The organism is Pectobacterium versatile, from assembly GCF_020166435.1.
GTDB lineage: Bacteria > Pseudomonadota > Gammaproteobacteria > Enterobacterales > Enterobacteriaceae > Pectobacterium > Pectobacterium versatile.
The window spans coordinates 132,993-158,366 of sequence record NZ_JAINZP010000010.1; the positions used below are offsets into that span (position 1 = coordinate 132,993).

Below are 25,374 nucleotides of genomic sequence, written 5' to 3' on the forward strand. Positions count from 1 at the left end.
TAGGAAATGGAAAAAGGTTGCGATGAAGATGTGAAGGGCATCTCGCTGACGGCTAGCGTAGCAAACCAACCGATGGCCTTATGAAATGTGGCAGAGAGCGGAATAGATTAGGCGGGAAAGCTCGTTTTACCGAGGCGTAATGTTGGTTGCCACAACACCTGCAAGTTCTCTACGGCTTCGCCCGTGATGAGCGCCTGCATCATGCTGGCAATCTGTTCGCCAACCTGCTCGCGCGTCGCCTGTTCGATAGCGGTCACGTTGATGTCGGTCAGGCTGTCCTGCGGCAGGCCGTCATACATTACTAACGCGATAGGGTGTGAACCGGAAAGCCGACCCGCCTGCTGCAACGCGGCGACAGCGCCATCGCCGTGGACGTTGCCATCCATCACGATAGCGGTTGGCGGTTCAGGCAGCGCCAGAAGGTCGAGCATGGCCTGATAGCCCGCGCGGCGCGTGGGGCTGACACAGCGCAGATAGGCGTCGTGAAACGGCAGGCTGTGGCGTTGCAGGATATCGCGATAACCCTGACGACGCTGCATGATGAACGCCTGTGGGTGGTCTTCGCTTAACATGGCGATACGGCGATGGCCGAGTTCAAGCAGGTGTTCGGTCGCCAGCGCCATGCCTGCGCGGTTGTCAAAATCGAACCAGGCGTAAGGGTGGAGGAGCTGGCTGCGCCCCAGCGCCAGAAAAGGAACGTTGTGGCGCTGTAATAACGTCAGTCGCGCATCCTGTTCACACGTATGCGCGACGATCAGCGCGTCGATACGGCGGCTGGCGATCAACCGCGCAGCGCCCTGACAGGCGTCTTGCTCGTCAGCTAGCAGGAGAAAATCGACCTCATGCTGTGCCAGCTTGCGGCTGATAGCGCCAATCATCTCAAAAAAGATATCGTTACTCAGTGAAGAGGCGTAGGGATAGACCAGCCCGACGGCGTTGCTCTTGCCCATTTTCAGGCGGCGTGCGTGCGTATTGGGACGATAGCCAATGCGCTCCGCTTCTTCCTGAATACGCTGGCGCGTGGCGTCAGAGATATCGTGATGACCGTTCAGCGCACGACTCACCGCCGCTACGGACAAACCCAGATTATTCGCGATTGTTTTTAAAGACATCACCCTCTCCTGACGTGAATGCCCAGCGACGGGGTGTCTAGCGGGAAAACCGAATTATAGCAACCAGCCCTTGGCTTTGGCGTCTTCCAGATGTTGCTGGAGGTATTGCCACAGTTCCGGGTTGATCGTGGCGATGAACTCTGCGCGGTCAAGAACCTGTTCCAGACGGATGCCGTTTTCTACCCAGCTTTGGCCGCCGTTGTACAGGTTCATCAGCATCGGCATGACGCGATCGAGCACCAGAGCGAACTGGGCGCTGGGAGTTTCATTCGCTTCGTATTCTTCCCACAGATCGTGGAATTGTTGGCGCTGTGGTTCGGGCAGCAGGCCGAAAATACGGGCAGCGGCAGCCACTTCCTGATCGTGAATCGCCAGACGAGCGGAAAGATCGTAAACGATCACATCGCCCGCATCGATTTCGACGATATCGTGAATCAGTGCCATTTGGATCACGCGCTGGATATCCACGCCTTCACCGGCATAAGGCGCCAATGCCATCGCAGCGACGGCAAAATGCCAGCTGTGTTCGGCAGAATCTTCGTGACGTTCGCTGCCGATAATCTTGGTGCGGCGCTGTACGCTTTTTAATTTATCGATTTCTATCAGAAAGCCGAAAACATCGGTCATGGAACCGAAATTCAGAGTAGATGGGGCAGATGACATGAAAAATTTACCTCTAAACAGGGAGATATCGACGTCGATCATTGTAGGGGATGTCGCCCGAGATTGACATGCATGATTATAGGCTAAGTGAGAGAGCAAGCCGGAAGCAAGGCAAGAGTAAATATTTTAGCTTACACGTGTACACTGAAACTATTCTCAGTTAATCTGCTCAAAGGTTAAACACCTACGCCTGTTTCATCCTGTACGAAAGCAGGAAAGACGGGCGAATAACGTCAGCACACGACGTGTTCTGTTGCCGAATACTGCGGAATCGATTGATGTCAAAAAATGAACAAATGTCGGATTACTCTCTGGCAGAGGAAATTGCGAACAGCATAAGCCACGGAATCGGTGTGATTTTCGGAATTGTAGGTCTGGTTTTATTGCTGGTGCAGGCAGTCAACAATGACGCCGGCAGCGTGGCGATTACCAGCTACAGCCTCTATGGCGGCAGCATTATCCTGTTGTTTCTGGCGTCGACGTTGTATCACGCGATTCCGTCTCAGCGTATTAAGCCGTGGCTGAAGAAATTCGACCACTGCGCCATCTATCTGTTGATTGCCGGAACCTATACACCATTTTTGCTGGTGGGGCTGGATTCGCCGCTGGCGCATGGCCTGATGGTCGTCATCTGGAGCATGGCGCTGCTGGGCGTGATTTTCAAACTGGCGTTTGCTCACCGTTTTGAAGTGCTGTCGTTGATTACCTATCTGGTGATGGGCTGGCTGTCGCTGGTGGTGATTTACCAGATGGTAATGAAGCTGGCGGCGGGGAGTGTGACGCTGTTGGCGGTGGGCGGCGTGGTGTACACGCTGGGCGTGATTTTCTACGCCTGCAAGCGCATTCCCTATAATCATGCGATTTGGCACGGCTTTGTGTTAGGCGGCAGCGTCTGCCACTTTCTGGCGATTTATCTTTATATCTAAGCCTGCATAAAACGCATGAGCCAAGCTGGCTCATGCGCGGTATCACTCGTCGGATTAATCCGTGATTTCATACGGCAGAGGCTGAACCGTGAGCTGGCTTTCGGCATCTTCACGTACGCGCAGAAGGTTCTCTGCGTTCAGATCGTTATTCAATACCGCCTGAACCCACACATCACCGTTCTGCAATTGGCTAGCGGCCAACACGGTACCGGTACGACGCCAGTTTTCACCGAGCTGCAATTCGAGATCGTCCCCCGCCTGCGGTACCCGATTTGCCTTACCCGCCAGCCAGTAAAGCGCGCGCTTGTTCGCACCGCGATATTTTGCCCGAGCGACCATTTCCTGACCGGTATAGCACCCTTTGCTGAAGCTAATCCCATTTAATGCCTGTAAATTAGTCGCTTGCGGGATGAACTGCGCACTGTTTGCGCTGTCAATGATGGGCTGACCTGCTTCAATATCCAACGTCAGCCATTGGCGGCTGTCATTCAGGCTGACTTTATCACCGAGTTGTTCAAGCAGCGACGCACTGTGCTCAGGAGACAGTACCAGCAAGAAACGTTCTGCAGGATGGGCAAAATGCAGTAAGGTAGCCCCTTCGTGCTGTACGACAGGGTGTTCAGCGTCTGGAAGCTGGCTAAATACAGAGGCCAGCAGCTCGCGGATGCCCGCACCCGCTGCGCCCAGTAGGATGGTGTTATCGTTTGGCGCGATGGTCGTTTTTGAGAAAACGGCGTATTTTTTCAGTTCGCTAAGCTGGGCGTCGCGTAGATTACGACGCTCAATAAACGCAAAGCCTTCGCCGTGATGGAACAGACGCAGGTTGCTCCACATTTTCCCTTTTGCATCGCAGTGGGCGCAAAGGGTGTGCCCATCGTCAGGCAGTGCTCCGACATCTGCGGTGACCTGTCCCTGAAGATATTTGACGGTATCCGGCCCGACAAGTGTGACCAGTGCCCAGTCATCCAGCGAGATGAGCGTGGCGGCCAGTTGGGCGGAAGCAAATGGGGGCTGTGAGGCAAAAGGAAGCTGATAAGCCGTATGTTGGTTAACCATATAGTACAATCCTGCGCTAAGGGCGATACCCGAATGGCCTAATGGTAAAAGAGCGCTCAGGGTTTGCAAGTGGTTATTCACGCAGCGTTATGGCATAGCACATCCTGAGACAGGTGAGCGCACTTGGCGCGGCGCCCGTCGGTAAACTATGTCAAAATGTTACTATCAGTTGATACCCGCTACCGGAATCGGAGTACACTAGCGGCAAGCAGCGATAACAAGGTGGACATGAAATATGGAAATCGATAATAAATCACGCATTCATTGGGCATGTCGCCGTGGTATGCGCGAACTGGATATCGCGATCATGCCGTTTTTTGAGCATGACTATGACACACTTAATGACACGGATAAGCGCACGTTTGTACGCTTGTTACAAAGCGACGATCCCGATTTATTCAACTGGCTGATGAACCACGGTGAACCGGAGGACGGAGAGCTGAAACGCATTATTTCCCTTATTCAGACGCGAAATAAAGACCGTGGCCCAGTGGCAATGTGACCTTCGTGTTTCCTGGCGCATGCAACTGCTGTCATTGGTGGTGCATGGCTTATTAGTATTGCTCATTCTGCTGGCACCGTGGCCGGACGGCTATGCATGGCTATGGCTATGCCTGGTCACGATGGTGATGTTCGGTTTTATCCGTAGCCAAAAGAATATCAAATCCCGACAGGGGGAAATCGTTCTGCTCAGCGAAACGACCCTGAACTGGCGGCAGCAGGAATGGCAAATCGTTAAGCGACCGTGGCTGCTGAAGAATGGCGTGTTGCTGTCATTGCAGGCGGTTAACGCTAAAGACAAGCAACAACTGTGGCTGGCATCGGACAGTATGGGCGATGACGAATGGCGTCGCTTGCGTCAGCTTCTTTTGCAGCAGAAACACTGGGCAAGATAGCAGCGCGTTGGAAATACTTTTATTCGGTCATCGTTTGGCCGTGCTTTGAAATTGATTGGATATAACTGATGACTAAGCCCGCAGTGCAAAAAAATGGTCTGCATCCTCGTAATCGCCATCGCGACCGTTATGATTTTCCCGCGCTCAAACAGAGCTATCCTGCACTGATCCCGTTTGTAAAGGTGAATGCCTACGGTGATGAATCCGTGGACTTTGCCAATCCCGAGGCGGTGAAAACGCTGAATCAGGCGCTGTTGCAGCATTTTTATCAGATTGAGCATTGGACGATTCCAGAAGGCTTTCTGTGCCCGCCTATTCCCGGTCGTGCCGACTACCTCCACCATCTGGCTGACTTGCTGGCGGAAGATAACCGTTCGGTCGTGCCACGCGATGCGTCCGTGCTGGATGTCGGCTGTGGTGCCAACTGCATCTACCCGCTGATTGGGCATCGTGAGTACGGCTGGCGTTTTACCGGTAGCGAGACCAATCCACAAGCGATGAAAGCGGCCAATGAGACCATTGAAGCCAATCCCGGTTTGAATCGGTCGATTCGCCTGCGCCGTCAGAAAAACAGCAAAGCCATACTGACGGGTATCATTCACAAGAACGACACGTTTGATGCCGTCATGTGTAATCCTCCGTTCCATGCTTCTGCGGAGGATGCTCGCCAGGGATCGCAGCGCAAACTGCATAATCTGGGGCTGGATAAGCGCTCACCGCTGAATTTTGGTGGCCAGCAGGATGAGCTGTGGTGTGAAGGTGGTGAGTCAGCTTTTATTGGTCAAATGATCAAAGAGAGCGCCGGTTTTGCCCGTCAGTGCCTGTGGTTTACGTCGCTGGTGTCACGTAAAGAGAACCTGCCGGAGATTTACCGTGCGCTGGAAGCGGTTGATGCGGAAAAGGTCAGAACGATAGATATGGCGCAAGGCCAGAAGCAAAGCCGCTTTGTGGCGTGGAGCTTCCTTGATACCGCTGCGCGTACCCGCTGGTTACAAAAGCGCTAAGCGGCTTCAACCTCTAAAGATATCAATATTCGCGGATGCCGGTCACAAAGGTATCCGCGAACGTTTTACTCGACGGTAACCGTATCCGGTTCCTGTTTGACCACCTTCAACGACGTACCCTGAATCGCCATAAACACCGCTTCCCGTCTGGTTAGATAACCTTTAACGGGATGCGGTTTAATCGCGCCCGTCAGCGTGGTATCGGTGATGATGCCGCAGCCCGTCGCGTGCGCGATTTGCTGCGCAGTCTCATCAAACCTTGAGAAATCGATATCGTAATATTGCGGTACATCGCATTTCCCGCCCAGATTTCTGGCGTATTCCTGCGTGCCTGTTTGAGCGCACCCGGCAAGCAACAATCCTGTGACTGCTATGAGTAACATTTTCATCGTGCTTACTCCTGTCGGTTCATACTATTTACAGTAGTGACGACATCTCTTGCAGGATCTGTTCGCACCACTGTTCCAGCCGTTCATCGCTGAGGTCGTATTGGTTCACTTCGTCCAGCGCCAGCCCGACAAAGTGTTTGCCGTCGGCAGTCAGCGGTTTCGGACTGGTGAAGTCGTAGCCCTCTATTGGCCAATATCCAATAAATGTGACACCCAGCGGCAGCAGTTGGTCATGCAGCATGCCCAGCGCATCAAGGAACCATTCGCTATAGCCAAGCTGGTCGCCCATACCGTAGAGCGCGACGACTTTGCCGTTGAGGTTTAGCGTCGCTAATTGACCCCAGATGTTCTCCCAGTCTTCCTGAATCTCACCGAAATCCCAGGTTGGGATGCCGAGAATTAGCGTACTGTAATCTTCCATACGTTGAGGGTCGACATCCTTAACGTTGTGCAGATCCACCAGTTCTTCGCCCAGAATGTCGCGAATTTTTTCCGCCGCCATTTCGGTGTAGCAGGTGCTTGAGCCGTAAAACAGACCGATTTTCATATTCAGTTCTTTATAAACAATTTTTATCAGTAAGGGCACACTCGCTTCAGGCCACAGAGATAACGTGACGGGCGAAGGGTGCCGCCGGATGTTGGTATTCTAAAAGGAGAACAGGAGTAAGAAAAGGTGCAGTGAGGGCCGTGGCCCCCACTGAAGGGACATTATCCCAGAGACTGGTGACGCGTTTCTTTGGTGAGAAGCAGTGCAATCAGCGTCAGCGATGCCATAGCAGCCAGATAAACGCCGACATAGAACAGGCCGTAGTTGGCAGTCAGCCACGCGGCGATATACGGTGCGACTGATGCGCCCAGAATCGACGAGACGTTATAGGAGAATGACGCGCCGGTGTAACGCACTTCCGTCGGGAACAGCTCCGGCAGCAAGGCCCCCATGGGGCCGAACGTCAGCCCCATGATGCTCAGACCCAGCACCAGGAAGCCCATCACCAGCGCCTGATTACCTGAACCGAGCATATAAGGGAACAGCATAGCGAAGACGATCATGAGGCAGGTGATGGTAATCATGGTTTTACGGCGGCCAAAAGCGTCCGCCAGATAGCCCGCTACCGGCACCATCAGACCAAAGCCGATCACCGCGATCATCAGCATCAACAGGAAACTGTTACGTGAGAAGCCAAGCCCCTTAGGTTCTGGCGTCGTACCGTACGTCATGGAGTACACGGTCATGATGTAGAACAGCGTGTAGGTTGCCAGCATGATGAAGGTGCCGAGGATCGTGACTTTCATATGCTTGCTGAGTAGCGTGCCCAGCGGCATACGCACCTGCTTACCGGCTTTGACCGCTTTGGTAAAGACCGGGGCTTCATGCAGAGAGATACGGACATACAGGCCAACCAGCACCAGTGCGGCGGACGCGACAAACGGCACACGCCAGCCCCAGGTCATGAACTGCTCTTCCGTCAGTAGCCAGGACAACAGCAGGAAGGTGCCGTTAGCGAAGAAGAAGCCAATTGGCGCGCCAAGCTGGGGGAACGACCCATACAGCGCACGTTTATTGGACGGGGCATTTTCGGTCGCCAGCAGTGCCGCGCCGCCCCATTCACCGCCCAGACCCAGTCCCTGGCCGAAACGCGCCAGTGCCAGCAGAATCGGTGCAAAAATACCAATGGTTTCGTAGGTGGGTAACAGTCCAATCAGAACGGTTGAAATCCCCATGGTCAGCAGAGAAGCCACCAGCGTGACTTTACGTCCGACGCGGTCGCCAAAGTGACCGAAGACTGCCGAACCAATAGGACGAGCCACAAAGGCAATCGCAAAGGTTGCCAGCGACTGTAGCGTTGCCGCAGTCGGATCGCCCTGTGGGAAGAAAATGTGCGGGAAAATCAGCACCGCGGCGGTGGCGTAGATATAAAAATCGAAAAATTCGATGGCGGTGCCAATTAATGACGCAACAATCACTTTATTGCGTGAATTTACGGGTGGCGCTTCCGCTTCGGCATCGAGAGTGGGAGTGATGGTGGCTTGCATAATGTTTCTTTATTTTAACAACACGAACGGCCATTCTACGCATAGAAAAATCGGCTTTTCAACGTTGATTCAGTAAGGGCAACGCCCGTAAATATGCGGCTTTAAGAAGCCTGTTCCGAGATATTGTTGATACATAAAATATAATGTGCCTCGGGCTTACTTTTGCCAGAGAATGTTATGATGATGTTGATGTTCACGGAATATGTGAGATCGCGCACAATTCTGTCTGCGAGCGAATACCTCGCCGATGAAGGTGTAAAGTAGCCGCTTCATCAGCGTAATATTGCCAATCAGTGAAGAAGGACACGGCGATGCAAGAACACGATCGGGCGCTTATCGAACAGTTTCTCGATGCGCTGTGGCTGGAAAGAAATCTGGCCGAAAATACGCTGGCGTCTTATCGGTTGGATCTGCAAACGCTCGCAGAATGGCTTGAACACCATGATAATGGTTTGCTACAGGCGCAGGCGCTCGATCTTCAGGCGTTTCTCGCTGACAGAGTCGAGGGGGGCTACAAGGCAACCAGCTCGGCTCGCTTGCTGAGCGCGATGCGCCGCTTCTTTCAGTACCTTTATCGGGAAAAGCTTCGTAGCGACGATCCGAGTGCAGTGCTGTCATCCCCAAAACTGCCACAGCGTCTACCCAAAGATTTGAGCGAGGCGCAGGTTGATGCGTTGCTCAACGCCCCAAGCATTGAACAACCACTGGAATTACGCGATAAGGCTATGCTTGAGGTATTGTATGCGACGGGGCTGCGGGTTTCCGAACTGGTTAGTTTGACGATGAGCGATGTTAGCCTACGGCAGGGCGTGGTACGCGTGCTGGGGAAAGGCAATAAAGAACGGCTGGTGCCGCTCGGTGAAGAAGCGGTGTACTGGATCGAGTATTATCTGGAACATGGTCGCCCGTGGTTGCTAAATGGGCAGACGCTGGATGTGCTATTTCCCAGCAGTCGCGCACGGCAAATGACGCGTCAGACGTTCTGGCACCGCATCAAGCATTATGCGGTACTGGCGTCCATCGACAGCGAAAAGCTCTCGCCGCACGTCTTGCGCCATGCGTTTGCGACCCATTTATTGAACCACGGGGCGGATTTACGGGTCGTACAGATGCTCTTGGGGCACAGCGATCTTTCCACGACGCAGATTTACACCCATGTCGCGACGGAGCGGCTGAAACAGCTTCATCAGCAGCACCATCCACGCGCATAGGGATAACGTAACCAATCGAGTCATTATACAGAGTAACAGGATGTTATCTGGCTGGCGGGATTTCCCGCTTACTATCACGGTGCATCGTTGTCACAAGCGATTTGCTGCGGACAATGTTGCGAAAACACAGGATTGATGAAATGAAAAAAGGGTTATTACTGCTTTCTTTGCTGGTGGCCACGGCGACCCATTTTGCACACGCCGATGATGCTGCGATCAAGCAGACGTTGACGCGTCTGGATATGCAAGGGGCGGAAATCCTGCCTTCGCCGATGGCGGGTATGAAAACTGTCATTACCGATAGCGGCGTGCTGTACATCAGCGAAGACGGCAAGCATTTGCTGCAAGGCCCGCTTTACGACGTGAGCGGTACCATGCCAGTCAACACCACCAATAAAATCCTGATCGGCAAGCTGGATGCGCTACAGGAACAAATGATTGTTTATAAAGCCGCGCAGGAAAAACACGTTATCACCGTTTTTACCGACATCACCTGTGGCTATTGCCACAAACTGCATGAACAGATGAAAGATTACAACGCGCTGGGCATTACCGTGCGCTATCTGGCCTTCCCGCGTCAGGGCATGAAATCGCCAGCAGCGAAAAATATGCAGTCCATCTGGTGCGTGGCCGACCGCAATAAAGCGTTTGATAACGCGATGAAAGGCGAAGCAATTTCGCCAGCAACCTGCAAAATCGATATCGCCGCACAATACCAACTAGGTATACAGTTTGGCGTGCAGGGTACCCCTGCCATCGTGTTGCAAGACGGTATGGTTGTACCGGGATATCAAGGGCCGAAAGAGATGCTGGCGATGCTGGAAGCACACAAAGCCTCGAAGAAAACCGGCGGTTGATGCTACGTGGATATGATTACCCAACTCCGTCGGCGTCCGCTGGCGGAGGATATTGATTTACCTGACACCGTTCCGCCCTTGTTGCGTCGCCTTTATGCGCAGCGCGGTGTTAAAGGTGCGCAGGAGCTGGAACGTAGCCTGAGTGGTTTGCTGAATTATCGTTTGCTCAGCGGCATTGATAAAGCGATCGACTTGCTGCAACACACGCTGGCAGAGAAGCGATGCATCGTCATCGTTGGAGACTTTGATGCCGATGGCGCCACCAGCACCGCGCTCACCGTATTAGCGCTGCGCAGCATGGGTGGCGTGAACGTGAAATATCTGGTGCCGAACCGTTTTGAGAACGGTTACGGGCTAAGCCCAGAAGTGGTGGCACAGGCCGCCGCGCTGGGGGCGGAAGTGATTGTTACCGTGGATAACGGGATCTCTTCTCACGCGGGGGTTGAAGATGCGCATCAGCGCGGTATCGCGGTGCTGGTGACCGATCACCATCTGCCGGGCGAAATTTTGCCTGCTGCCGACGCCATGATTAACCCCAATCTGCCTGACTGCCAGTTTCCCTCCAAAGCACTGGCTGGTGTTGGTGTTGCGTTTTACCTGATGATGGCGCTGTTCGTGCGCCTGCGCGATAGCGACTGGTTTACGCAGCCCTTTTTTACGCAACAGGGTCTGGCGAAGCCGAATCTCACCGAATTACTGGATCTGGTCGCACTGGGCACGGTGGCTGACGTCGTACCGCTGGATGCCAATAATCGAATTCTGGTTGCACAGGGGCTGAACCGCATTCGTGCGGGCGAGTGTCGCCCGGGCATTCGTGCACTGCTGGAAGTGGCTAACCGCGATGCCAGCCAACTGGTCTCCAGCGATCTAGGTTTTGCGCTTGGGCCACGATTGAACGCCGCCGGTCGGTTGGATGACATGACGGTCGGCGTTGAGCTGTTATTGAGTAACGATATTACTCAGGCGCGCATGCTGGCTAATGATTTAGATGCGTTGAATCAGGACAGACGGGAGATCGAACAGGGGATGCAGGTCGAAGCGCTGCGCCTGTGCGAATCGCTGGAGCGCACTCGTACTGAGTTGCCTTACGGGTTGGCGATGTATCACCCGGAGTGGCATCAGGGCGTTGTCGGTATTCTGGCTTCGCGTATTAAAGAGCGTTTTCATCGTCCAGTAATTGCCTTTGCACCCGCGGGCGACGGCATGCTGAAAGGGTCTGGGCGTTCTATTTCTGGTCTGCATCTGCGTGATGCGCTGGAGCGGCTGGATACGCTGTACCCCGGTATGATGGATAAATTCGGCGGACACGCGATGGCGGCGGGGCTATCGCTGCATGAAGATCGGTTCGACGATTTTCGTCAGCGTTTCGGCGAGCTGGTTGGCGAATGGCTGGATCCGTCCCAGCTTGAAGGCGTTGTCTGGTCTGATGGTGAACTGGCTCTGCCGGAGCTGGATTTGTTATCGACGGCAGAAATGCTGCGTTACGCCGGGCCGTGGGGTCAGGCATTCCCTGAACCGACGTTCGATGGCTGCTTCCGTATTCTGCAACCCCGTCTACTCAAAGAACGCCATTTGAAAGCGATGTTTGAACCGATAGGTGCAACGGGTGCTGTGCCGCTGCTAGATGGTATCGCGTTCAATGTTGATACCACCATCTGGCCGGATCCGAGCATTAAAGAAGTAGAAATGGTGTATCGGCTGGATATTAACGAATTTCGCGGTAAACGCTCGGTGCAATTGATGATCCAACATCTGTGGCCGCGTGCATGAACCACATACGGTGGGCAGAAAATCTATAAAATGCGCCTTTTATCCGCTAGAATGGCGGGTTACACCATTCCGTTGTCAACGACTTAACGTAAGAATATAAAAAATCATGTTTGAAATTAATCCGGTAAAAAACCGCATTCAGGATCTGTCTGAACGTAGTGCCGTTCTTAGGGGGTATCTTTGACTATGATGCCAAGAAAGAGCGCCTCGAAGAAGTAAACGCCGAGCTGGAACAGCCTGATGTCTGGAATGAGCCTGAACGCGCTCAGGCATTGGGAAAAGAACGTTCCTCGCTGGAAGCCATCGTAGACACCATCGATCAACTGGCTCAGGGTTTGGAAGATGTGAATGGTTTGCTTGAGCTCGCGGTGGAAGAAGACGACGAAGACACCTTTAATGAAACGTCGGTAGAACTGGACGCGCTGGAAAATAAATTAGGCCAGCTCGAATTCCGTCGCATGTTCTCCGGCCAGTACGACAGTGCGGATTGCTACCTGGATATTCAGGCGGGTTCTGGCGGTACGGAAGCGCAGGACTGGGCCAGCATGCTGGTGCGTATGTACCTGCGTTGGGCGGAAGCCAAAGGGTTTAAAACCGAAATTATTGAAGAATCAGACGGTGACGTGGCGGGGACGAAATCCGCCACCATCAAGATCATCGGTGACTATGCGTTTGGCTGGCTGCGTACCGAAACCGGAGTACACCGTCTGGTGCGTAAGAGCCCGTTCGATTCCGGCGGCCGCCGTCACACCTCATTCAGCTCCGCGTTTGTCTACCCAGAAGTGGATGACGATATTGATATCGAAATCAATCCAGCCGACCTGCGTATTGACGTTTACCGCGCATCCGGTGCGGGTGGTCAGCACGTTAACCGGACAGAATCCGCGGTGCGTATTACCCACATTCCGACCAACATTGTCACGCAGTGTCAGAATGACCGTTCCCAGCATAAAAACAAAGATCAGGCGATGAAACAGCTGAAAGCCAAGCTGTACGAGTTTGAGATGCAAAAGAAAAATGCTGAGAAACAGGTGATGGAAGACAACAAATCTGATATCGGCTGGGGTAGTCAAATTCGTTCCTATGTTCTGGATGATTCGCGCATCAAAGATTTACGTACCGGAGTGGAAACACGTAACACTCAGGCGGTACTGGATGGCGATCTGGACAAATTTATTGAAGCAAGTTTAAAAGCGGGGTTATAAGAATTCACATGGCTGAATCACAATCACAGGGTGCCGATCAGGCGCAAGATCTGAATAATGAATTAAAAGCGCGTCGTGAAAAGCTGGTGGCGCTGCGTGAAACTGGGATCGCATTCCCGAATGATTTCCGCCGTGACAGCACGTCCGATCGTCTGCACGCTGATTTCGATGCCAAAGAGAACGAAGAGCTGGAAGAACTGGGTATCGAAGTGACCGTTGCGGGCCGTATGATGACCCGTCGCATCATGGGTAAAGCCTCTTTCGTGACCTTGCAGGACGTCGGTGGCCGTATTCAGCTGTATGTTTCCCGCGACGATCTGGCGGAAGGCATCTATAACGAGCAGTTCAAGAAGTGGGATCTGGGCGATATCCTGGGCGCGCGCGGCAAGCTATTCAAAACCAAAACTGGCGAGCTGTCTATCCACTGTACCGAACTGCGTCTGCTGACCAAAGCGCTGCGTCCGCTGCCGGATAAGTTCCACGGTCTGGCCGATCAGGAAACCCGCTATCGTCAACGCTATCTGGATCTGATTGCCAACGACGAATCACGCAATACCTTCCGCATCCGTTCTAACGTGATGGCTGCCATCCGCCGCTTCATGGTGGATAACGGCTTTATGGAAGTGGAAACGCCAATGATGCAGGTGATCCCCGGCGGCGCGTCTGCCCGTCCGTTCATCACGCACCATAACGCGCTGGACATCGACATGTACCTGCGCATCGCGCCGGAACTGTACCTGAAGCGTCTGGTTGTGGGTGGTTTTGAGCGTGTGTTCGAGATCAACCGTAACTTCCGTAACGAAGGCGTTTCGCCACGTCACAACCCTGAATTCACCATGATGGAACTTTATATGGCGTATGCCGATTATAAAGACCTGATTGTGTTGACGGAAAACCTGTTCCGTACGCTGACGCAGGACGTGCTGGGCTCGACGACGGTGGAATACGGCGACCAGACATTCGACTTCGGTAAGCCGTTCGAGAAGCTGACGATGCGCGAAGCGATCTGCAAATACCGTCCTGAAACCCACGTTGCCGATCTGGACGATCTGGAGAAAGCGACCGCGATCGCCCAGTCTCTGGGCATCAAGATCGAGAAAAGCTGGGGTCTGGGCCGCATTGTTACTGAGATCTTCGAAGAGACGGCGGAAAGCAGCCTGATTCAACCGACCTTCATCACCGAATATCCGGCTGAAGTGTCGCCGCTGGCGCGTCGTAACGATGATAACCCAGAAATCACCGATCGCTTTGAGTTCTTCATCGGCGGCCGTGAAATCGGTAACGGCTTCTCCGAGCTGAATGATGCCGAAGATCAGGCAGAGCGTTTTGCTCAGCAGGTGAATGCTAAAGATGCAGGCGATGACGAAGCGATGTTCTACGACGAAGACTACGTGACCGCGCTGGAACACGGCCTGCCGCCAACCGCAGGTCTGGGTATCGGTATCGACCGCATGGTGATGTTGTTCACGAACAGCCACACCATCCGCGACGTTATTCTGTTCCCAGCGATGCGTCCGCAGAAGTAAGGCAGAGAAAGCCAGCTTGACGTTGTTGTCATACTTTATTAAACCGGTGCAATCGCACCGGTTTTTTTACTATCGACAATGCCAAATTGTAGGGGAAACATGGGGATGAGGTTCTTGTAGGGACACCTCGCACCGTGGTAGCTCCTTGTATCTCGATCCCACCTCGATAGGATTATCATCTCGTTTTACCTCCGCATTCTTGGCATCATTCTGTGATTGTCGCCCAACGGGGGAAGATGCTATTTTCAGGCATTCATTCACTGCCGGAACACCCATCATGATGACGTACCGCGATGCCTGGTTCGAACTGGCGCTGTTAACCAACGGCCGCAGTTTTCCACGGCATACACACGACGAGTTCGTTATCAGCGCCAATCTCAGCGGATTGGAAACGGTCTGGCTGGATGGAGAGACCTTTGTTGCCACCAACGATATGGTGACGACCTACAACCCCGATCAGCTACAAGGCAGCGACAACGAATTTGACCGCTGGCAGTGCGCATCCTTGTACGTTCACCCACAGGCATTCGAGCATTATTTCTACCAAACCTTTCGGTTTTCACGAGGCTGGAATCCGTCGGCGCAATTGGCGTCCGAGTTAAAACAGCTCGTCACCTCTGATTTGGACGACAGCACGCGTCAGGAGCGCATTATCCTGCTGCTCGCGGGGTTGATGGAAAATCAGCATCATGTGCCGTCTCAAGGCCAGGTCAAAGAGGCTGAGCGGATCACGCGGATCAAAGACGGGTTGCTAAACGATCTCAGCGATGTCCCGACGCTCGACCAGCTTGCACAGCAGGAGAACCTGTCGGTCGCACATCTGGTGCGCTCGTTTAATCAGGCGGTTGGGCTGCCGCCGCTGGCATGGTTGATGCAGCGACGTATGTGTAAAGCGCGGGAACTGCTGCGGCAGGGTACTGCGATTAGTCAGGTTGCGGGCGATGTTGGGTTTGCCGATCAGGCGCATTTCACTAAAGCCTTCAACCGCTATAACGCGATGACGCCGGGGCAGTTCCGCCGTATCAATTTTTGACAATACAGTGTTTCCCTTGGGCTCTACACTCGCCTTATTGCTTAACGCTCGAAGGGAATACCATGCTGTTAGTTGTCTTCACGGGGATGCTGCTGTCCCTGTCACTTTGTCTCGATCTGGGAATGGTCAATACTGCGATTATTAACCGTGGGCTGCGGCATGGGGCGCGTTCGGCGTTTTATATCGGGCTGGGTTCCTGCTTCGGCGATCTATTTTATGCCACGCTGTCGGTGCTGGGTCTGGCGGTGGTCTTTAACCTGACGCCTGTGCGCTGGGTGCTATGGATTGGCGGAGGGCTGATTCTGATCTGGATGACGTTCAGCATGGCACGTGCGGCATGGCGTGACTATCAGGTTAAACGCTTCGCCGACCTGTCTGTGACAGCGAATGCAGCAGATTTTACTGCACCACCAGCGCGGTATACCGAGTTTCTCAGCGGCGTTGGCATGGCGTTGGCGTCACCGACGGCGTTACTGTGGTTTGCGGCGATCGGCGGCACGATTATCGCGCAGTCTACCGATGGCTCTACTTTCATGATTACGCTGTTTCTGCTGGGCTTTTTCGTCGGCGGCGTACTGTGGACGTTCTTCCTTGCTGCGCTGGTGAAGTATGGTCAGCAACTGCTTAAAGAACGGATCTCATTCTATTGCAGCCTGATCTCTGCGCTGCTATTTGCCTACTTTGCCTGGCACGTCATTTCCAATGGCTATGAAACGTTGTTCCTGCCGTTCTCTACAGCGGCATAACCGGCTAAAGAATCAGCGCGTTGTCGGTTTTTTTTACTTGCTCGGCAACAGCATAGCGCTATAATGCCACGCGCTTCTCCGTGCGAGTGTAGTTCAATGGTAGAACGGCAGCTTCCCAAGCTGCATACGAGGGTTCGATTCCCTTCACTCGCTCCAATCATACTTCTCTCAACGTCTACTCAAGTCTGTCAGTTACGGCTTTTATATTTCTTATTCTTTGCTGTCGATTTTCTTCAAGATTCGTCTTTTCTTATTGCATCGGATGGCTCATGTTTGACATTAAACTTTCCTTAATTTAATCTGCGTTGTGCTTATAGTCATATAAGCATAATAATCTTCTATATGCAGTGCTATTTTTATCTTCAAAAGTCAAAAGAAAGATTCTAACTTCTTCATCGGATATATTATTTTCATAATGGCTATGAAAAATGCAATCATCCTTCTTTGACAGTGAAAGAGATTTGTCAGAAAGAATTTCTGCAATCGAGCCATTTGTATTTCGACAGTTATTTGAAAATGTTCTTTCGAAATGATCTAATAGTTTTCTTTTTTGCTGTTCTTTATATAATTGAATGTTATCTAACTCAGGGCAAATTTGACTAAAAGCAAAAATGGGAAAGAACTGAGAGCTTTGTATTTTTTGTTTGTTCAATAATATGATCAACTGCTTATTTTGCTCCTCTACAATTTTGAAATAATCTTGCATCATTTCGGGTTTTGTTTGGAATTCATACTTGACTCTTTTATGCGAACCAACAGCTAAGACCATTTGCCCATTTTTTAACTGATCTAAATCTTCAGTTATTTTTACCTCTATATCACCACCACTTTTGATCTCATTCCAAACCTTCTGAACTTTCCTTATATCCATCTGATCTGTCCCTGAAATTATTCCCACCTAATTATGCTGCCATTTCATAATCCACCGGAGTTTGATAACCCAGTGTCGAATGTTTGCGACGGCGATTGTAAAACACTTCGATATAATCGAATATGGCGTTCATCGCCCCTTCTCTGCTGAAAAACGCTTTTCCCCGCATCAACTCCGTTTTCAGCGTGTGATAGAAGCTTTCCATTACCGCATTGTCGTAACAGCTCCCCTTTCCGCTCATTGAACAGCGTAAACCGTTCTCTTTCAGTACATCCCGATATCGATGGCTCGCATATTGACTCCCTCTGTCCGAATGCGCTATCACCAGCCTTGTCGGCTTTCGCTGTTTTATCGCCATCTCCAGTACGTCAATCACAACCTGAGTTTTCAGTCTGTTGCTTAAGTTCCCCGGCTGTCGTGATGCAACTGAATCAGCCTCCGGCTCAGGATGTCGTCAGCCAACTGTCGTTGGCTGGGAGGGCGGTTGCGCCATGACTGGTAACCCCGCCTGCTGACATTGAGCAACAGGCAAACTCGCTTCACTTCATGGAAAGCCGATAACGGAGTGACCATGGCGTATCTTAGCGGCTTTCCCGCGCAAAGAACGCCGCCGCTTTTTTCAAGATGAGCTTATCCTCTTCCAGTTCAGCGATTTTGGCTTTAAGACGGCGAATCTCCAGTTCCTGTTCTGAAAGCTGCGGCGTGTTGGAGAAAGCTGCCTCCGCCTTATCCTGGTAGCGTTTTTTCCAGTTGTAGAGTGTGTTTTCTTTGATATCAAGCTCCTGAGCCATACGGGCAACAGACTTCCCGCTTTCGAGCAGTAACGCTACAGCCCTGCGCTTGAACTCTGGGGTATATTGTTGTCTCGTCATAGTGACCTCGCTTTCGTTGACTGATTTGAAAACAAGGTGGGCACTAAATCAAGGACAGATCAAAATGGGAAAAATGCTTGCAGATATACTTTTTCTTGAACGACTCGGTTATGAACTAACAAGACCCGTATTACCCAAAAGTGCGGCTCTAGATTATATTCCAAGCCAATACATATGCGAATTTATTAAGAAAACTGGCTTTCATGGAGTGCTTTATAGTTGTTCTGTTAGTGAAGGAATCAATCTTGCTCTTTTTGAGCCAGAAAATGCCATTGGAGGTAGTGTAAGAATTTATGACCTTGATAAGGTTGACGTTAGTGTAAGCAAAAAAATTAGTCTTCACTCTCTTCGATTATCACCAATCGGGGCTGATGGTATCATGCCTAATATGTTAAATTTAAATCCCATAAGATCATATGGATAGTTGCGGTGTTCGAGTCCAGCCTTCGAATTCGACATGATTTTTTTCCTGAGGATAATTAATTAAACTGAAAGGAAAGGATCTGACCAAGAAGGTACGCCAGATCCATTAGACGAATGGAATTATATCATTGACCGTGAAGAGCCTCTTCTGAATGAAAATCCTGATACAGCCAGTCGAGCCTTTCCCAAAGAATGAACGTCAGGATTTCTTTGACCTGTGTCTGTTTGGTTTCGATAACGGCGTAGATCAACGCTCTGCACTGATCGATGATTTCTTCCTGCTCTAAAGGTGTGTTATCGAACATAAAGCACCTCCACGCCCTTTTTCTGGAACAGATTAAAATAACGCTTAACTTGTTTAAGGTGCTGATCTTCCAGAAGGGAATTGCTAGACTTGCTGATAGCCATATCGTTAACTCCATAACGTTGTGGTTAGCCCCTGTCTGGTAGGCCAATACCTTTCAGGGGCGAAACGGGTGATGAGTGTAATGTGCTTTTGTGATAGTGTACGTACCTATAAAATCCAGCATAGTTAAAAAGGTACGTACATGTCAACGATAAAACGTGATACGAAGAAATCTTCATCAACAGGTAAATCACCGACTTTCCAGATACGGATCTCTCCTGAGCTACGCGAGCAGCTTGATGAGGTAGCAGCGAAAGAAGGCGTCAGCCTTGGAAACTGGTTCAAAGAGCTTGCCCGCCAGGAATTGAGAAAGCAGGGGATTGAGCCGAAGGGATGAAAATTAGCTAATCAACAGAATAACCAACCAAGGGAATGGATGATGGATAAAAGAGCACTACTCTTAAAATCAGGGCTGACGGTCAGGGAGCTACTTCGCCTGAAAAATAATTATGTCTATGTAAAAAGTGATGATTTCAAATTTAACACTCCAACGAAGAAAGCCGAGTCCTTTGCAGACTATGTTTTTATCGTTACTCGTTTATGCTGGGAAGCAATGTATCTTCCGGTCTTCATGAGCCTATTTTTTTCAATTTACGCTTACTATGATAGTGGCAATGTGATTGCCTTTGTCAAAACTTTTTTTATTATTTATTCGATATCGATTTTTTGCGTATTAAAAGTTGAGGCTAATCATTATAATATACATATGATTACGGTTTTAAAATTAATTAAATTTAAATTGATGATTTTTTTTGCTAACTGATTTTATTTTAACGTTATTCAGCGGCGATATTGGTTAATCAGGAATGACTTGTATTATGAGCGAGGGAGCGTGTAATGAATAAAAGAGTGTTAATCTTAAAGTCAGGATTGAGTGTCAGGGAATTACTTCGCCTGAAAAATAACTATGTAGATACAAAAAAAAGGGCTTATGGAAAAAATATAAAAATAAAAGACATTGAATCTTTTTCTGATTATATTTATTTCATCGCATATCTGTGCTGGAATCAAATGCTGATGCTTTTTCTTATGTCTCTGGGATTTGCTATTTATGGTTACTATGAGTATGGTGTTGTAATAAACAGTATAAAAATATTTTTATTAATTTATGGGATTTCGGTTATCAGTTTTATGAAAGCTAAAAGTGAAAACTACAAAATCACAATGATTATGATGATTAAATTAATCCCTCTGCGGGTTTTAAATTCATTTAATTATTTAGTCAGGTTTTAAATGATATGTAATTTTTATACTTGTGGAAGTTAGCAATGACATTTGTCATTGCTACAGGGGGGAGATAATGCCTTTAGGCTAAAGAATCACTTATCACCTAAGCGGTAATTTTCATCTGTAAATTCAGCATATATTTTGTAGGCAGAACCCCCTACCATATAAACCTTCATTATGCTACTTGCGGCAGTATATTTAGGCTTGAAGTCTGAGTGCGCATACTTAAATAATTTTGTTATCCTGGGTCTTTCCAGAAATCCCCTTGATAATAATCGAGTAGGACTGTCGACTAAGACTGGTGTTCTTAAAGAGGCGTAAATTGTGAGTGATAAATCACCAGCGCTATACAAAGCATCTCCGGCATCATCGTTATATCCTGCAAGAGAAGCAAGACCTCTGTATATGTGTCTGACTGGTCCTGCACTATATTTACCATCAAATATTATAGGGGTTGCTGACTCATAAGCATTATTGATTCCGTGGGAGATTAATAAAACTCCAAATGACTTGAAATGTTTGACATTGAGATATCTCCCTAATTGATTTAATCGATATCCTGCAAATGCCTGAAAGCCACCCGCAACAACACCAGATGCGATTTTGGTGTATTTTAAAACACCCTGGTCTTCAAATATATCCGTAACGATATATTTGACATAATCACCGGTTCGTAGTTTTTGGTAGTCTCTTTCTGTTTCTTCACGCTCTGTTACCAATTCATACAGGATATGATTTTTATCAAAAAAACTAATTGTTGATGACCTGAGTTTCATCTCTGTTTCATTGATGAAATCCTCAATTTCACGAAGATAACGCATTCTTAATGTTTTATCTTGAATGAAAAAAGAGGAAGCCAACAGAGCAACCCTCCTCAGGCGGTTGCTTTCTTCTAAAAAGTGAAATTGATGGGATGAATCAATACTCATCTTAATACTCCACATCTTTCCATAAGATATAAGAGCTTGTCCGAGCGACCACATGCTCCCATTCAATCGATGCGAACTTAAATGAAATGTTCTCTTGTGGCTGTAATTCGTTATGCGTTAATGAGTTTGGAGCGAAAAAACGAATATCATTGATAACCGCATCTCTTAACACCATTTTAAAATAGAGTTCATTACCACCTGATTGAGAAGTCCTGTAAAAAAAGAACTCACAGGTTAGTTTTTCATTACCATTCAATGCCTGTGCCAGAAGCGGGGTGGCTTTATCTATTGGCTTTCTGATTTCCACAGGGAAGAGTGAAACGTTATCTTGTCTTGTTATCTGGTTCATTAACTCATAAACAAAAATCTCATCTTCATGGGAAGCCTGATATTTATTACCAATCGAGTCTGCACTTGAACAACCCGCAGAGATAAGACCTTGTTTGATGCCAGTGAGTTTCAGATAGATCAAATTTGCCATTATTTATTCCTTAATATTATCCATAATCCTACCCCATAAATCCTTTTTCCTTATGGGATGGGTAATTTCTGCATTTTTTAGTCAATGAGTCAATAGCCGTTATCTTGCAATGTGTATGACTTTAAATGGTTATTTTGGTTATCATTATTATGATAATCATTTGGTGGGGCAGTATCCCTTGACCTGCGTGATATGATGACTGGCTTCGGAGCTTCATTTCGTGATAGGTAATAAACTGCTGATAGCGACGAGTGAAACACACCAGTGTGGACAACGTTTATACCTATTAATGAATGCTATTTCATACATTTTCTTTTTTCTACCAAAATCCAGTTTTAGCTGGCGGTAAAATTCAAGCGAGAGTGAATATGTATAGAAATGTGTATAGCTACAGAGATTAAAAATAGGTTATTCATTTTAATATCAATGAATTACGTTATTTATTCTATTCCCTTTACTTCGCTCCAAAAATACCTCCTCTGAAATTCCCCAAAGTCCACAAAACTCGGTAAATACAAGGTTTAACAAGAATTCTCAGTTGCTTAGGGAAAATCTCATCTATCGAATGTATACATACAGAATGTATAGCGTATTCGTATAGGGTAATCCCCCGAAAAAGCAGAGCATTCATAAGCAGAATTTTCTCGCAATCTGAATACAAGAGATTATTATAAATAACATCTCTATTATCATGTGGTTGCGCGTTATTTCTATTGGGTTTTCACGCCACTTTACTGAGGTCAATGCTTATGAAACCACATCCGATACGGGAAATTATTGAGGCCTGTGATAAAGCAATATCTGAGCGAAATTTTGATGCTCTGATGAGTTATTACGCCGAGGATGCTGCACTTGTTATCAAGCCAGGCATTGTTGCGAAAGGCAAAGATGATATACGAAAAGCATTTGTCGCTATTGCTGATTATTTTAAAAACCAACTTATTGTTGAACAAGGAAATATGCAGGTTATTGAGGGCGGGGGAGATGCTTTAGTGATCATGGAAACTGTTCTTCATTACCCAGATGACACAGGGAATATTGTCACCACAACTCGACGAGCGACCTACGTGTTCAGGAAAGATGTTGATGGGAGCTGGCTTTGCACAATTGATAACTCCTATGGAACAACACTTCTTGACTGATTCTGTTGAGTGAATGCAGGCGCGTTCAGAGCGGTTACTCTAACGCGTTCGTTTTCTCATGATTGAATATGAGGCCAGCGAGCGACCCCAATTCCTTTCACTTTTCCGCTTTAATCACCGTCGTCGTCCAGTAGGGTAAATCCCAGGTGCCGCCGAGGCGGATCATACGGCATGATCCTGTGATGGACATGCGGCTCAACTGGAACGCTTTGCCATCCCATGTCCAAGCATCATCACTCATGCAGTCTGCGAGCCCGCGCCCTTTTTGTACTGAGGTAATTTCGCCGTTTTCGTAGCCTGTCCCGCTTGGCGTCACGAGCTGCGGCTGAGTCTGCATGGCGTTATCAATAACCCAATAAGCGTAGCCTTCGTTGTAGGCGGCGCGCCAGCAGAGCGTGGTGAGCAGCGACATGCTGTCATTCAGTGGAATGCGTTCAATCGGTTCTGCGTCTTGATAATCCTGTGGTGGGAAACTGTCGCAGTCATCTGCCTTTAACGTCTTAAGCAGCGTTTTCTGGATGGACGCCTGTTCTGCATCCGTCAGATTCCGTGAGGGTTCCTGTTTGGTTACGGCTGCATAGATGATGGGGGCTGCTGCGGCAGGTAACGCACTACTTTCACTCCCTTTTTTGGTGATAGCATCCGTTTTGCCAACGCGGCCTTGTTTCTCATCCATCTTTAACAGGACGGCGTAGGCACCCGCGCCAGACAGTTCGGAAACGACGCCATTGTGATGAAACGCCACTTTTCCGTTTCCTTTTAGGGCCTGTAATACGACAGGAATTTGCTTCTCATCTAGCTGCCAGAGGTTGTCTCCGGTTGAGGTGAGCGGCCCTTTATCTGCGCCGTCAATGGTTAGCGTGAGTGTGGTGCCTTGAGGAATCGCGTTGTCTACCTCAGCGAGCGTAACGTCGGCCGTGATTGGCGTATTCTGCCCAGCATGACGGGTGAGGAGTAGTGAGACTTTATCTTCTCCCGAGCTTTTCTCTTCTGGCGAGTAGCCTGCCACACGACACGTTAGCGTGTTATCGCAGATCACTTCCCAGTCTTTATGAAAGAAAGTGCTATCGGCGAATGTTGTGGCAAAAGTCAGCGCAGGGATGCTGGCGATGAAAACGGTTAATGCGTTGAGTCGGTAAGGGAGGGGAAAAGTCATATTTCATCAACTCCTTGATTATGCTATGGCTTGTCACCCTCTATGACCTGATACTGGGAAGCCAGTCGCGTTGGTTGGCGCATGGTATTATGTTATCTTCATGTCGTCTCATATTGCGAATATTTCTTATCCAGCTACTCCTTTATTGAGTGTGAATCAGGTATCATGTCGCTACCGTTAGCCGTTCATCGGCTGCTCAAAATCCCCTCAGTGTTATCAGCATGTTTATCCTGCTTTTTAACCTCACGCGTGATAACGGTCAGAAACAGTTTTCCACACAGTTGAAACGATCCCTATAAATAAGTGTCATGATAGATGTAGCGCGATGAGAACGACTCTTTATGCGGTACGCTGTTAATCACTTAAAGATGAGTATCATGAAAATTAAGCAAACATTTACCAGGGCATTACTCCACCCGCGCTATTGGACGACTTGGTTCGGCCTTGGCGTGTTGTTTTTATTAGTTCAACTCCCTTATCCGCTGCTGATGAAACTCGGGAGCAGCGCCGGCCGTCTATCCCGCGTCTTTCTGAAACGCCGAGTGTCGATCGCCAGACGTAATCTTGAGCTGTGTTTCCCTGCCATCTCCGACGACGAAAAAGAAGCGATGATCGACAATAACTTTGCTTCGCTTGGAATGGCCTTGGTTGAAACTGGCATGGCCTGGTTCTGGTCCGATCGCCGCGTGCGCCAGTGGTTTGATGTTTCAGGGTTGGAGCATCTACAGCACGCGACCGCAAAAGGTCAGGGCGTAATGGTGATTGGTATTCACTTTATGTCGCTGGAGCTGGGTGGCAGGGCGATGGGGTTGTGTCAACCGATGATGGCGATGTACCGTCCGCACAATAATAAAGCGATGGAATGGGTACAAACCTGGGGACGCTCTCGTTCCAACAAAGCGATGATCGACCGTAAAGATCTGCGCGGGATGGTGCAAGCGCTAAAACGTGGCGAAGCGGTATGGTTCGCGCCCGATCAGGACTACGGCCCTAAAGGCAGCGTTTTTGCCCCGTTCTTTGCGGTGAAAAATGCGGCGACCACTAACGGCACGTACACCATCAGCCGTCTCGCAAAACCGGCGATGATGACGACAGTCCTGATTCGTAAACCCAATGCTTTGGGCTATCAACTGGTGATCCAGCCTGAATTACAGGATTATCCTTATCACGATGAACAGGCTGCGGCGTGTTACATGAATAAGGTGATTGAGAAAGAAATCATGCGTGCGCCTGAGCAGTATCTCTGGCTGCATCGTCGCTTTAAAACCCGTCCGGCAGGGGAAGTCTCACTCTATGCCTGACTGCGGGGTGGATGCTGAATATACGTTGTGTTAAATGACGTAAACGTTTGAAATTGGATGGTGCCTCAGCGCCATCCAACATATCGGCAAGACAGTCGTTACGCATGATGCACAAACAAAAATGGCCGCCAGATGGCA

Annotated in this window: 30 protein-coding genes, 1 tRNA gene and 1 pseudogene; 18 read left to right on the forward strand and 14 right to left on the reverse strand. The window is 49.5% G+C overall.

Annotation, left to right across the window (positions count from 1 at the left end):
* Positions 1–107: 107 nt before the first annotated feature.
* Both K7X24_RS13555 and K7X24_RS13560 read right to left on the reverse strand, forming a co-directional pair.
* Positions 108–1,112, reverse strand: coding sequence for a LacI family DNA-binding transcriptional regulator (locus K7X24_RS13555; RefSeq protein ID WP_224555327.1), 1,005 nt, complete (start codon positions 1,110–1,112; stop codon positions 108–110).
* A gap of 54 nt (positions 1,113–1,166) precedes the next feature.
* Positions 1,167–1,775 carry an HD domain-containing protein gene (locus tag K7X24_RS13560; protein ID WP_095701613.1) on the reverse strand — a complete coding sequence of 203 codons (609 nt, stop codon included), beginning with the start codon at positions 1,773–1,775 and terminating at the stop codon, positions 1,167–1,169.
* Between the two features lie 278 nt (positions 1,776–2,053).
* On the opposite strand from K7X24_RS13560, the gene trhA reads away from it, so the two are divergent.
* Positions 2,054–2,701 (forward strand): PAQR family membrane homeostasis protein TrhA, encoded by a 648-nt coding sequence (gene trhA, locus K7X24_RS13565; protein ID WP_039539856.1) that lies wholly within the window; start codon positions 2,054–2,056, stop codon positions 2,699–2,701.
* A 54-nt stretch (positions 2,702–2,755) separates the two neighbouring features.
* Here the strand turns inward: trhA and ygfZ are convergent, their stop codons facing one another.
* The gene (gene ygfZ / locus K7X24_RS13570) at positions 2,756–3,757 is read right to left on the reverse strand and encodes a tRNA-modifying protein YgfZ (protein ID WP_224555328.1); all 1,002 of its coding nucleotides are present in this window, start codon (positions 3,755–3,757) and stop codon (positions 2,756–2,758) included.
* 235 nt (positions 3,758–3,992) lie between these two features.
* Between ygfZ and sdhE the strand changes: the two genes are divergently transcribed.
* The 3 genes from sdhE to rlmF all read left to right on the forward strand — a co-directional run bounded on the left by sdhE (position 3,993) and on the right by rlmF (position 5,657).
* Positions 3,993–4,259 carry an FAD assembly factor SdhE gene (sdhE, locus tag K7X24_RS13575; protein WP_039487284.1) on the forward strand — a complete coding sequence of 89 codons (267 nt, stop codon included), beginning with the start codon at positions 3,993–3,995 and terminating at the stop codon, positions 4,257–4,259.
* Positions 4,240–4,653, forward strand: coding sequence for a protein YgfX (locus tag K7X24_RS13580; RefSeq protein WP_116586153.1), 414 nt, complete (start codon positions 4,240–4,242; stop codon positions 4,651–4,653). The genes sdhE and K7X24_RS13580 overlap by 20 nt, the downstream gene beginning before the upstream one ends.
* A 68-nt stretch (positions 4,654–4,721) precedes the next feature.
* Positions 4,722–5,657, forward strand: coding sequence for a 23S rRNA (adenine(1618)-N(6))-methyltransferase RlmF (rlmF, locus tag K7X24_RS13585; RefSeq protein WP_224555329.1), 936 nt, complete (start codon positions 4,722–4,724; stop codon positions 5,655–5,657).
* 65 nt (positions 5,658–5,722) lie between these two features.
* Here the strand turns inward: rlmF and K7X24_RS13590 are convergent, their stop codons facing one another.
* The 3 genes from K7X24_RS13590 to K7X24_RS13600 all read right to left on the reverse strand — a co-directional run bounded on the left by K7X24_RS13590 (position 5,723) and on the right by K7X24_RS13600 (position 8,080).
* A complete protein-coding gene (locus K7X24_RS13590) occupies positions 5,723–6,046 on the reverse strand; it encodes a hypothetical protein (protein ID WP_127031993.1) in 324 nt (107 codons plus the stop codon).
* A gap of 28 nt (positions 6,047–6,074) precedes the next feature.
* Complete coding sequence (gene fldB, locus K7X24_RS13595) at positions 6,075–6,593, reverse strand: flavodoxin FldB (protein ID WP_103861401.1); 519 nt, start codon at positions 6,591–6,593, stop codon at positions 6,075–6,077.
* A gap of 161 nt (positions 6,594–6,754) precedes the next feature.
* Positions 6,755–8,080: an MFS transporter gene (locus tag K7X24_RS13600; protein WP_119874261.1), complete on the reverse strand. Its 1,326-nt coding sequence runs from the start codon at positions 8,078–8,080 to the stop codon at positions 6,755–6,757.
* Between the two features lie 311 nt (positions 8,081–8,391).
* On the opposite strand from K7X24_RS13600, the gene xerD reads away from it, so the two are divergent.
* From xerD to K7X24_RS13640, 8 genes are all read left to right on the forward strand, one after another.
* Positions 8,392–9,291 (forward strand): site-specific tyrosine recombinase XerD, encoded by a 900-nt coding sequence (gene xerD, locus K7X24_RS13605; RefSeq protein WP_119874262.1) that lies wholly within the window; start codon positions 8,392–8,394, stop codon positions 9,289–9,291.
* A 140-nt stretch (positions 9,292–9,431) separates the two neighbouring features.
* On the forward strand, positions 9,432–10,148 hold the full coding sequence (gene dsbC / locus K7X24_RS13610) for a bifunctional protein-disulfide isomerase/oxidoreductase DsbC (protein ID WP_224555330.1): 717 nt from the start codon (positions 9,432–9,434) through the stop codon (positions 10,146–10,148).
* A gap of 6 nt (positions 10,149–10,154) precedes the next feature.
* The gene (recJ, locus tag K7X24_RS13615; protein ID WP_224555331.1) at positions 10,155–11,918 is read left to right on the forward strand and encodes a single-stranded-DNA-specific exonuclease RecJ; all 1,764 of its coding nucleotides are present in this window, start codon (positions 10,155–10,157) and stop codon (positions 11,916–11,918) included.
* A 106-nt stretch (positions 11,919–12,024) separates the two neighbouring features.
* Positions 12,025–13,123, forward strand: a protein-coding gene (prfB, locus tag K7X24_RS13620) for a peptide chain release factor 2 (RefSeq protein WP_119874265.1) whose coding sequence is annotated in 2 segments (ribosomal slippage) — positions 12,025–12,099 and positions 12,101–13,123 — 1,098 coding nt in all. Because the reading frame shifts where the segments join, the coding sequence is not laid out codon by codon here.
* A gap of 8 nt (positions 13,124–13,131) precedes the next feature.
* A complete protein-coding gene (gene lysS / locus K7X24_RS13625; RefSeq protein ID WP_224555332.1) occupies positions 13,132–14,649 on the forward strand; it encodes a lysine--tRNA ligase in 1,518 nt (505 codons plus the stop codon).
* 277 nt (positions 14,650–14,926) lie between these two features.
* A complete protein-coding gene (locus tag K7X24_RS13630; protein ID WP_224555333.1) occupies positions 14,927–15,682 on the forward strand; it encodes an AraC family transcriptional regulator in 756 nt (251 codons plus the stop codon).
* A gap of 62 nt (positions 15,683–15,744) precedes the next feature.
* Positions 15,745–16,428: a LysE family translocator gene (locus K7X24_RS13635; protein WP_224555334.1), complete on the forward strand. Its 684-nt coding sequence runs from the start codon at positions 15,745–15,747 to the stop codon at positions 16,426–16,428.
* Positions 16,429–16,510: 82 nt separating this feature from the next.
* Positions 16,511–16,584, forward strand: a tRNA-Gly gene (locus K7X24_RS13640).
* A gap of 139 nt (positions 16,585–16,723) precedes the next feature.
* Here the strand turns inward: K7X24_RS13640 and K7X24_RS13645 are convergent.
* Genes K7X24_RS13645 through K7X24_RS13660 form a run of 4 tightly spaced genes read right to left on the reverse strand, consistent with a single transcriptional unit; the run spans position 16,724 to position 18,171 of the window.
* Entirely contained in the window at positions 16,724–17,326 is a 603-nt protein-coding gene (locus K7X24_RS13645; protein ID WP_224555335.1) for a hypothetical protein, read from the reverse strand.
* A gap of 4 nt (positions 17,327–17,330) precedes the next feature.
* Positions 17,331–17,657 (reverse strand): IS3 family transposase, encoded by a 327-nt coding sequence (locus K7X24_RS13650; RefSeq protein WP_411961335.1) that lies wholly within the window; start codon positions 17,655–17,657, stop codon positions 17,331–17,333.
* Between the two features lie 41 nt (positions 17,658–17,698).
* Positions 17,699–17,872 carry a hypothetical protein gene (locus tag K7X24_RS13655; protein ID WP_224553574.1) on the reverse strand — a complete coding sequence of 58 codons (174 nt, stop codon included), beginning with the start codon at positions 17,870–17,872 and terminating at the stop codon, positions 17,699–17,701.
* Positions 17,873–17,880: 8 nt separating this feature from the next.
* Positions 17,881–18,171, reverse strand: a complete 291-nt coding sequence (locus K7X24_RS13660) for a transposase (protein WP_224555336.1) — start codon at positions 18,169–18,171, stop codon at positions 17,881–17,883.
* 61 nt (positions 18,172–18,232) lie between these two features.
* On the opposite strand from K7X24_RS13660, the pseudogene K7X24_RS13665 reads away from it, so the two are divergent.
* Positions 18,233–18,502: pseudogene (locus K7X24_RS13665) on the forward strand (RES domain-containing protein); the annotation flags it as partial.
* Positions 18,503–18,719: 217 nt separating this feature from the next.
* Here the strand turns inward: K7X24_RS13665 and K7X24_RS13670 are convergent.
* Complete coding sequence (locus tag K7X24_RS13670; protein ID WP_039534606.1) at positions 18,720–18,899, reverse strand: hypothetical protein; 180 nt, start codon at positions 18,897–18,899, stop codon at positions 18,720–18,722.
* Between the two features lie 243 nt (positions 18,900–19,142).
* On the opposite strand from K7X24_RS13670, the gene K7X24_RS13675 reads away from it, so the two are divergent.
* From K7X24_RS13675 to K7X24_RS13685, 3 genes are all read left to right on the forward strand, one after another.
* Positions 19,143–19,337 carry a toxin-antitoxin system HicB family antitoxin gene (locus K7X24_RS13675; protein ID WP_033071222.1) on the forward strand — a complete coding sequence of 65 codons (195 nt, stop codon included), beginning with the start codon at positions 19,143–19,145 and terminating at the stop codon, positions 19,335–19,337.
* A gap of 42 nt (positions 19,338–19,379) precedes the next feature.
* On the forward strand, positions 19,380–19,763 hold the full coding sequence (locus K7X24_RS13680; RefSeq protein WP_224555337.1) for a hypothetical protein: 384 nt from the start codon (positions 19,380–19,382) through the stop codon (positions 19,761–19,763).
* Positions 19,764–19,837: 74 nt separating this feature from the next.
* Positions 19,838–20,233: a hypothetical protein gene (locus K7X24_RS13685; RefSeq protein WP_224555338.1), complete on the forward strand. Its 396-nt coding sequence runs from the start codon at positions 19,838–19,840 to the stop codon at positions 20,231–20,233.
* An 86-nt stretch (positions 20,234–20,319) separates the two neighbouring features.
* Here the strand turns inward: K7X24_RS13685 and K7X24_RS13690 are convergent, their stop codons facing one another.
* Together K7X24_RS13690 and K7X24_RS13695 are read right to left on the reverse strand one after the other, a co-directional pair.
* Positions 20,320–21,156, reverse strand: coding sequence for a DUF4225 domain-containing protein (locus K7X24_RS13690; protein ID WP_224555339.1), 837 nt, complete (start codon positions 21,154–21,156; stop codon positions 20,320–20,322).
* Between the two features lies 1 nt (position 21,157).
* Positions 21,158–21,637, reverse strand: a complete 480-nt coding sequence (locus tag K7X24_RS13695; RefSeq protein WP_224555340.1) for an Hcp family type VI secretion system effector — start codon at positions 21,635–21,637, stop codon at positions 21,158–21,160.
* A gap of 749 nt (positions 21,638–22,386) precedes the next feature.
* On the opposite strand from K7X24_RS13695, the gene K7X24_RS13700 reads away from it, so the two are divergent.
* Positions 22,387–22,779: a YybH family protein gene (locus K7X24_RS13700; protein WP_224555342.1), complete on the forward strand. Its 393-nt coding sequence runs from the start codon at positions 22,387–22,389 to the stop codon at positions 22,777–22,779.
* A gap of 97 nt (positions 22,780–22,876) precedes the next feature.
* Here K7X24_RS13700 and K7X24_RS13705 read toward each other — a convergent pair whose 3' ends face one another.
* Positions 22,877–23,935: a DUF1176 domain-containing protein gene (locus K7X24_RS13705; RefSeq protein ID WP_224555343.1), complete on the reverse strand. Its 1,059-nt coding sequence runs from the start codon at positions 23,933–23,935 to the stop codon at positions 22,877–22,879.
* 377 nt (positions 23,936–24,312) lie between these two features.
* Here K7X24_RS13705 and lpxP point away from each other — a divergent pair, with 377 nt between their 5' ends.
* Positions 24,313–25,236 (forward strand): kdo(2)-lipid IV(A) palmitoleoyltransferase, encoded by a 924-nt coding sequence (gene lpxP / locus K7X24_RS13710; RefSeq protein WP_039507585.1) that lies wholly within the window; start codon positions 24,313–24,315, stop codon positions 25,234–25,236.
* Positions 25,237–25,374 lie beyond the last annotated feature (138 nt).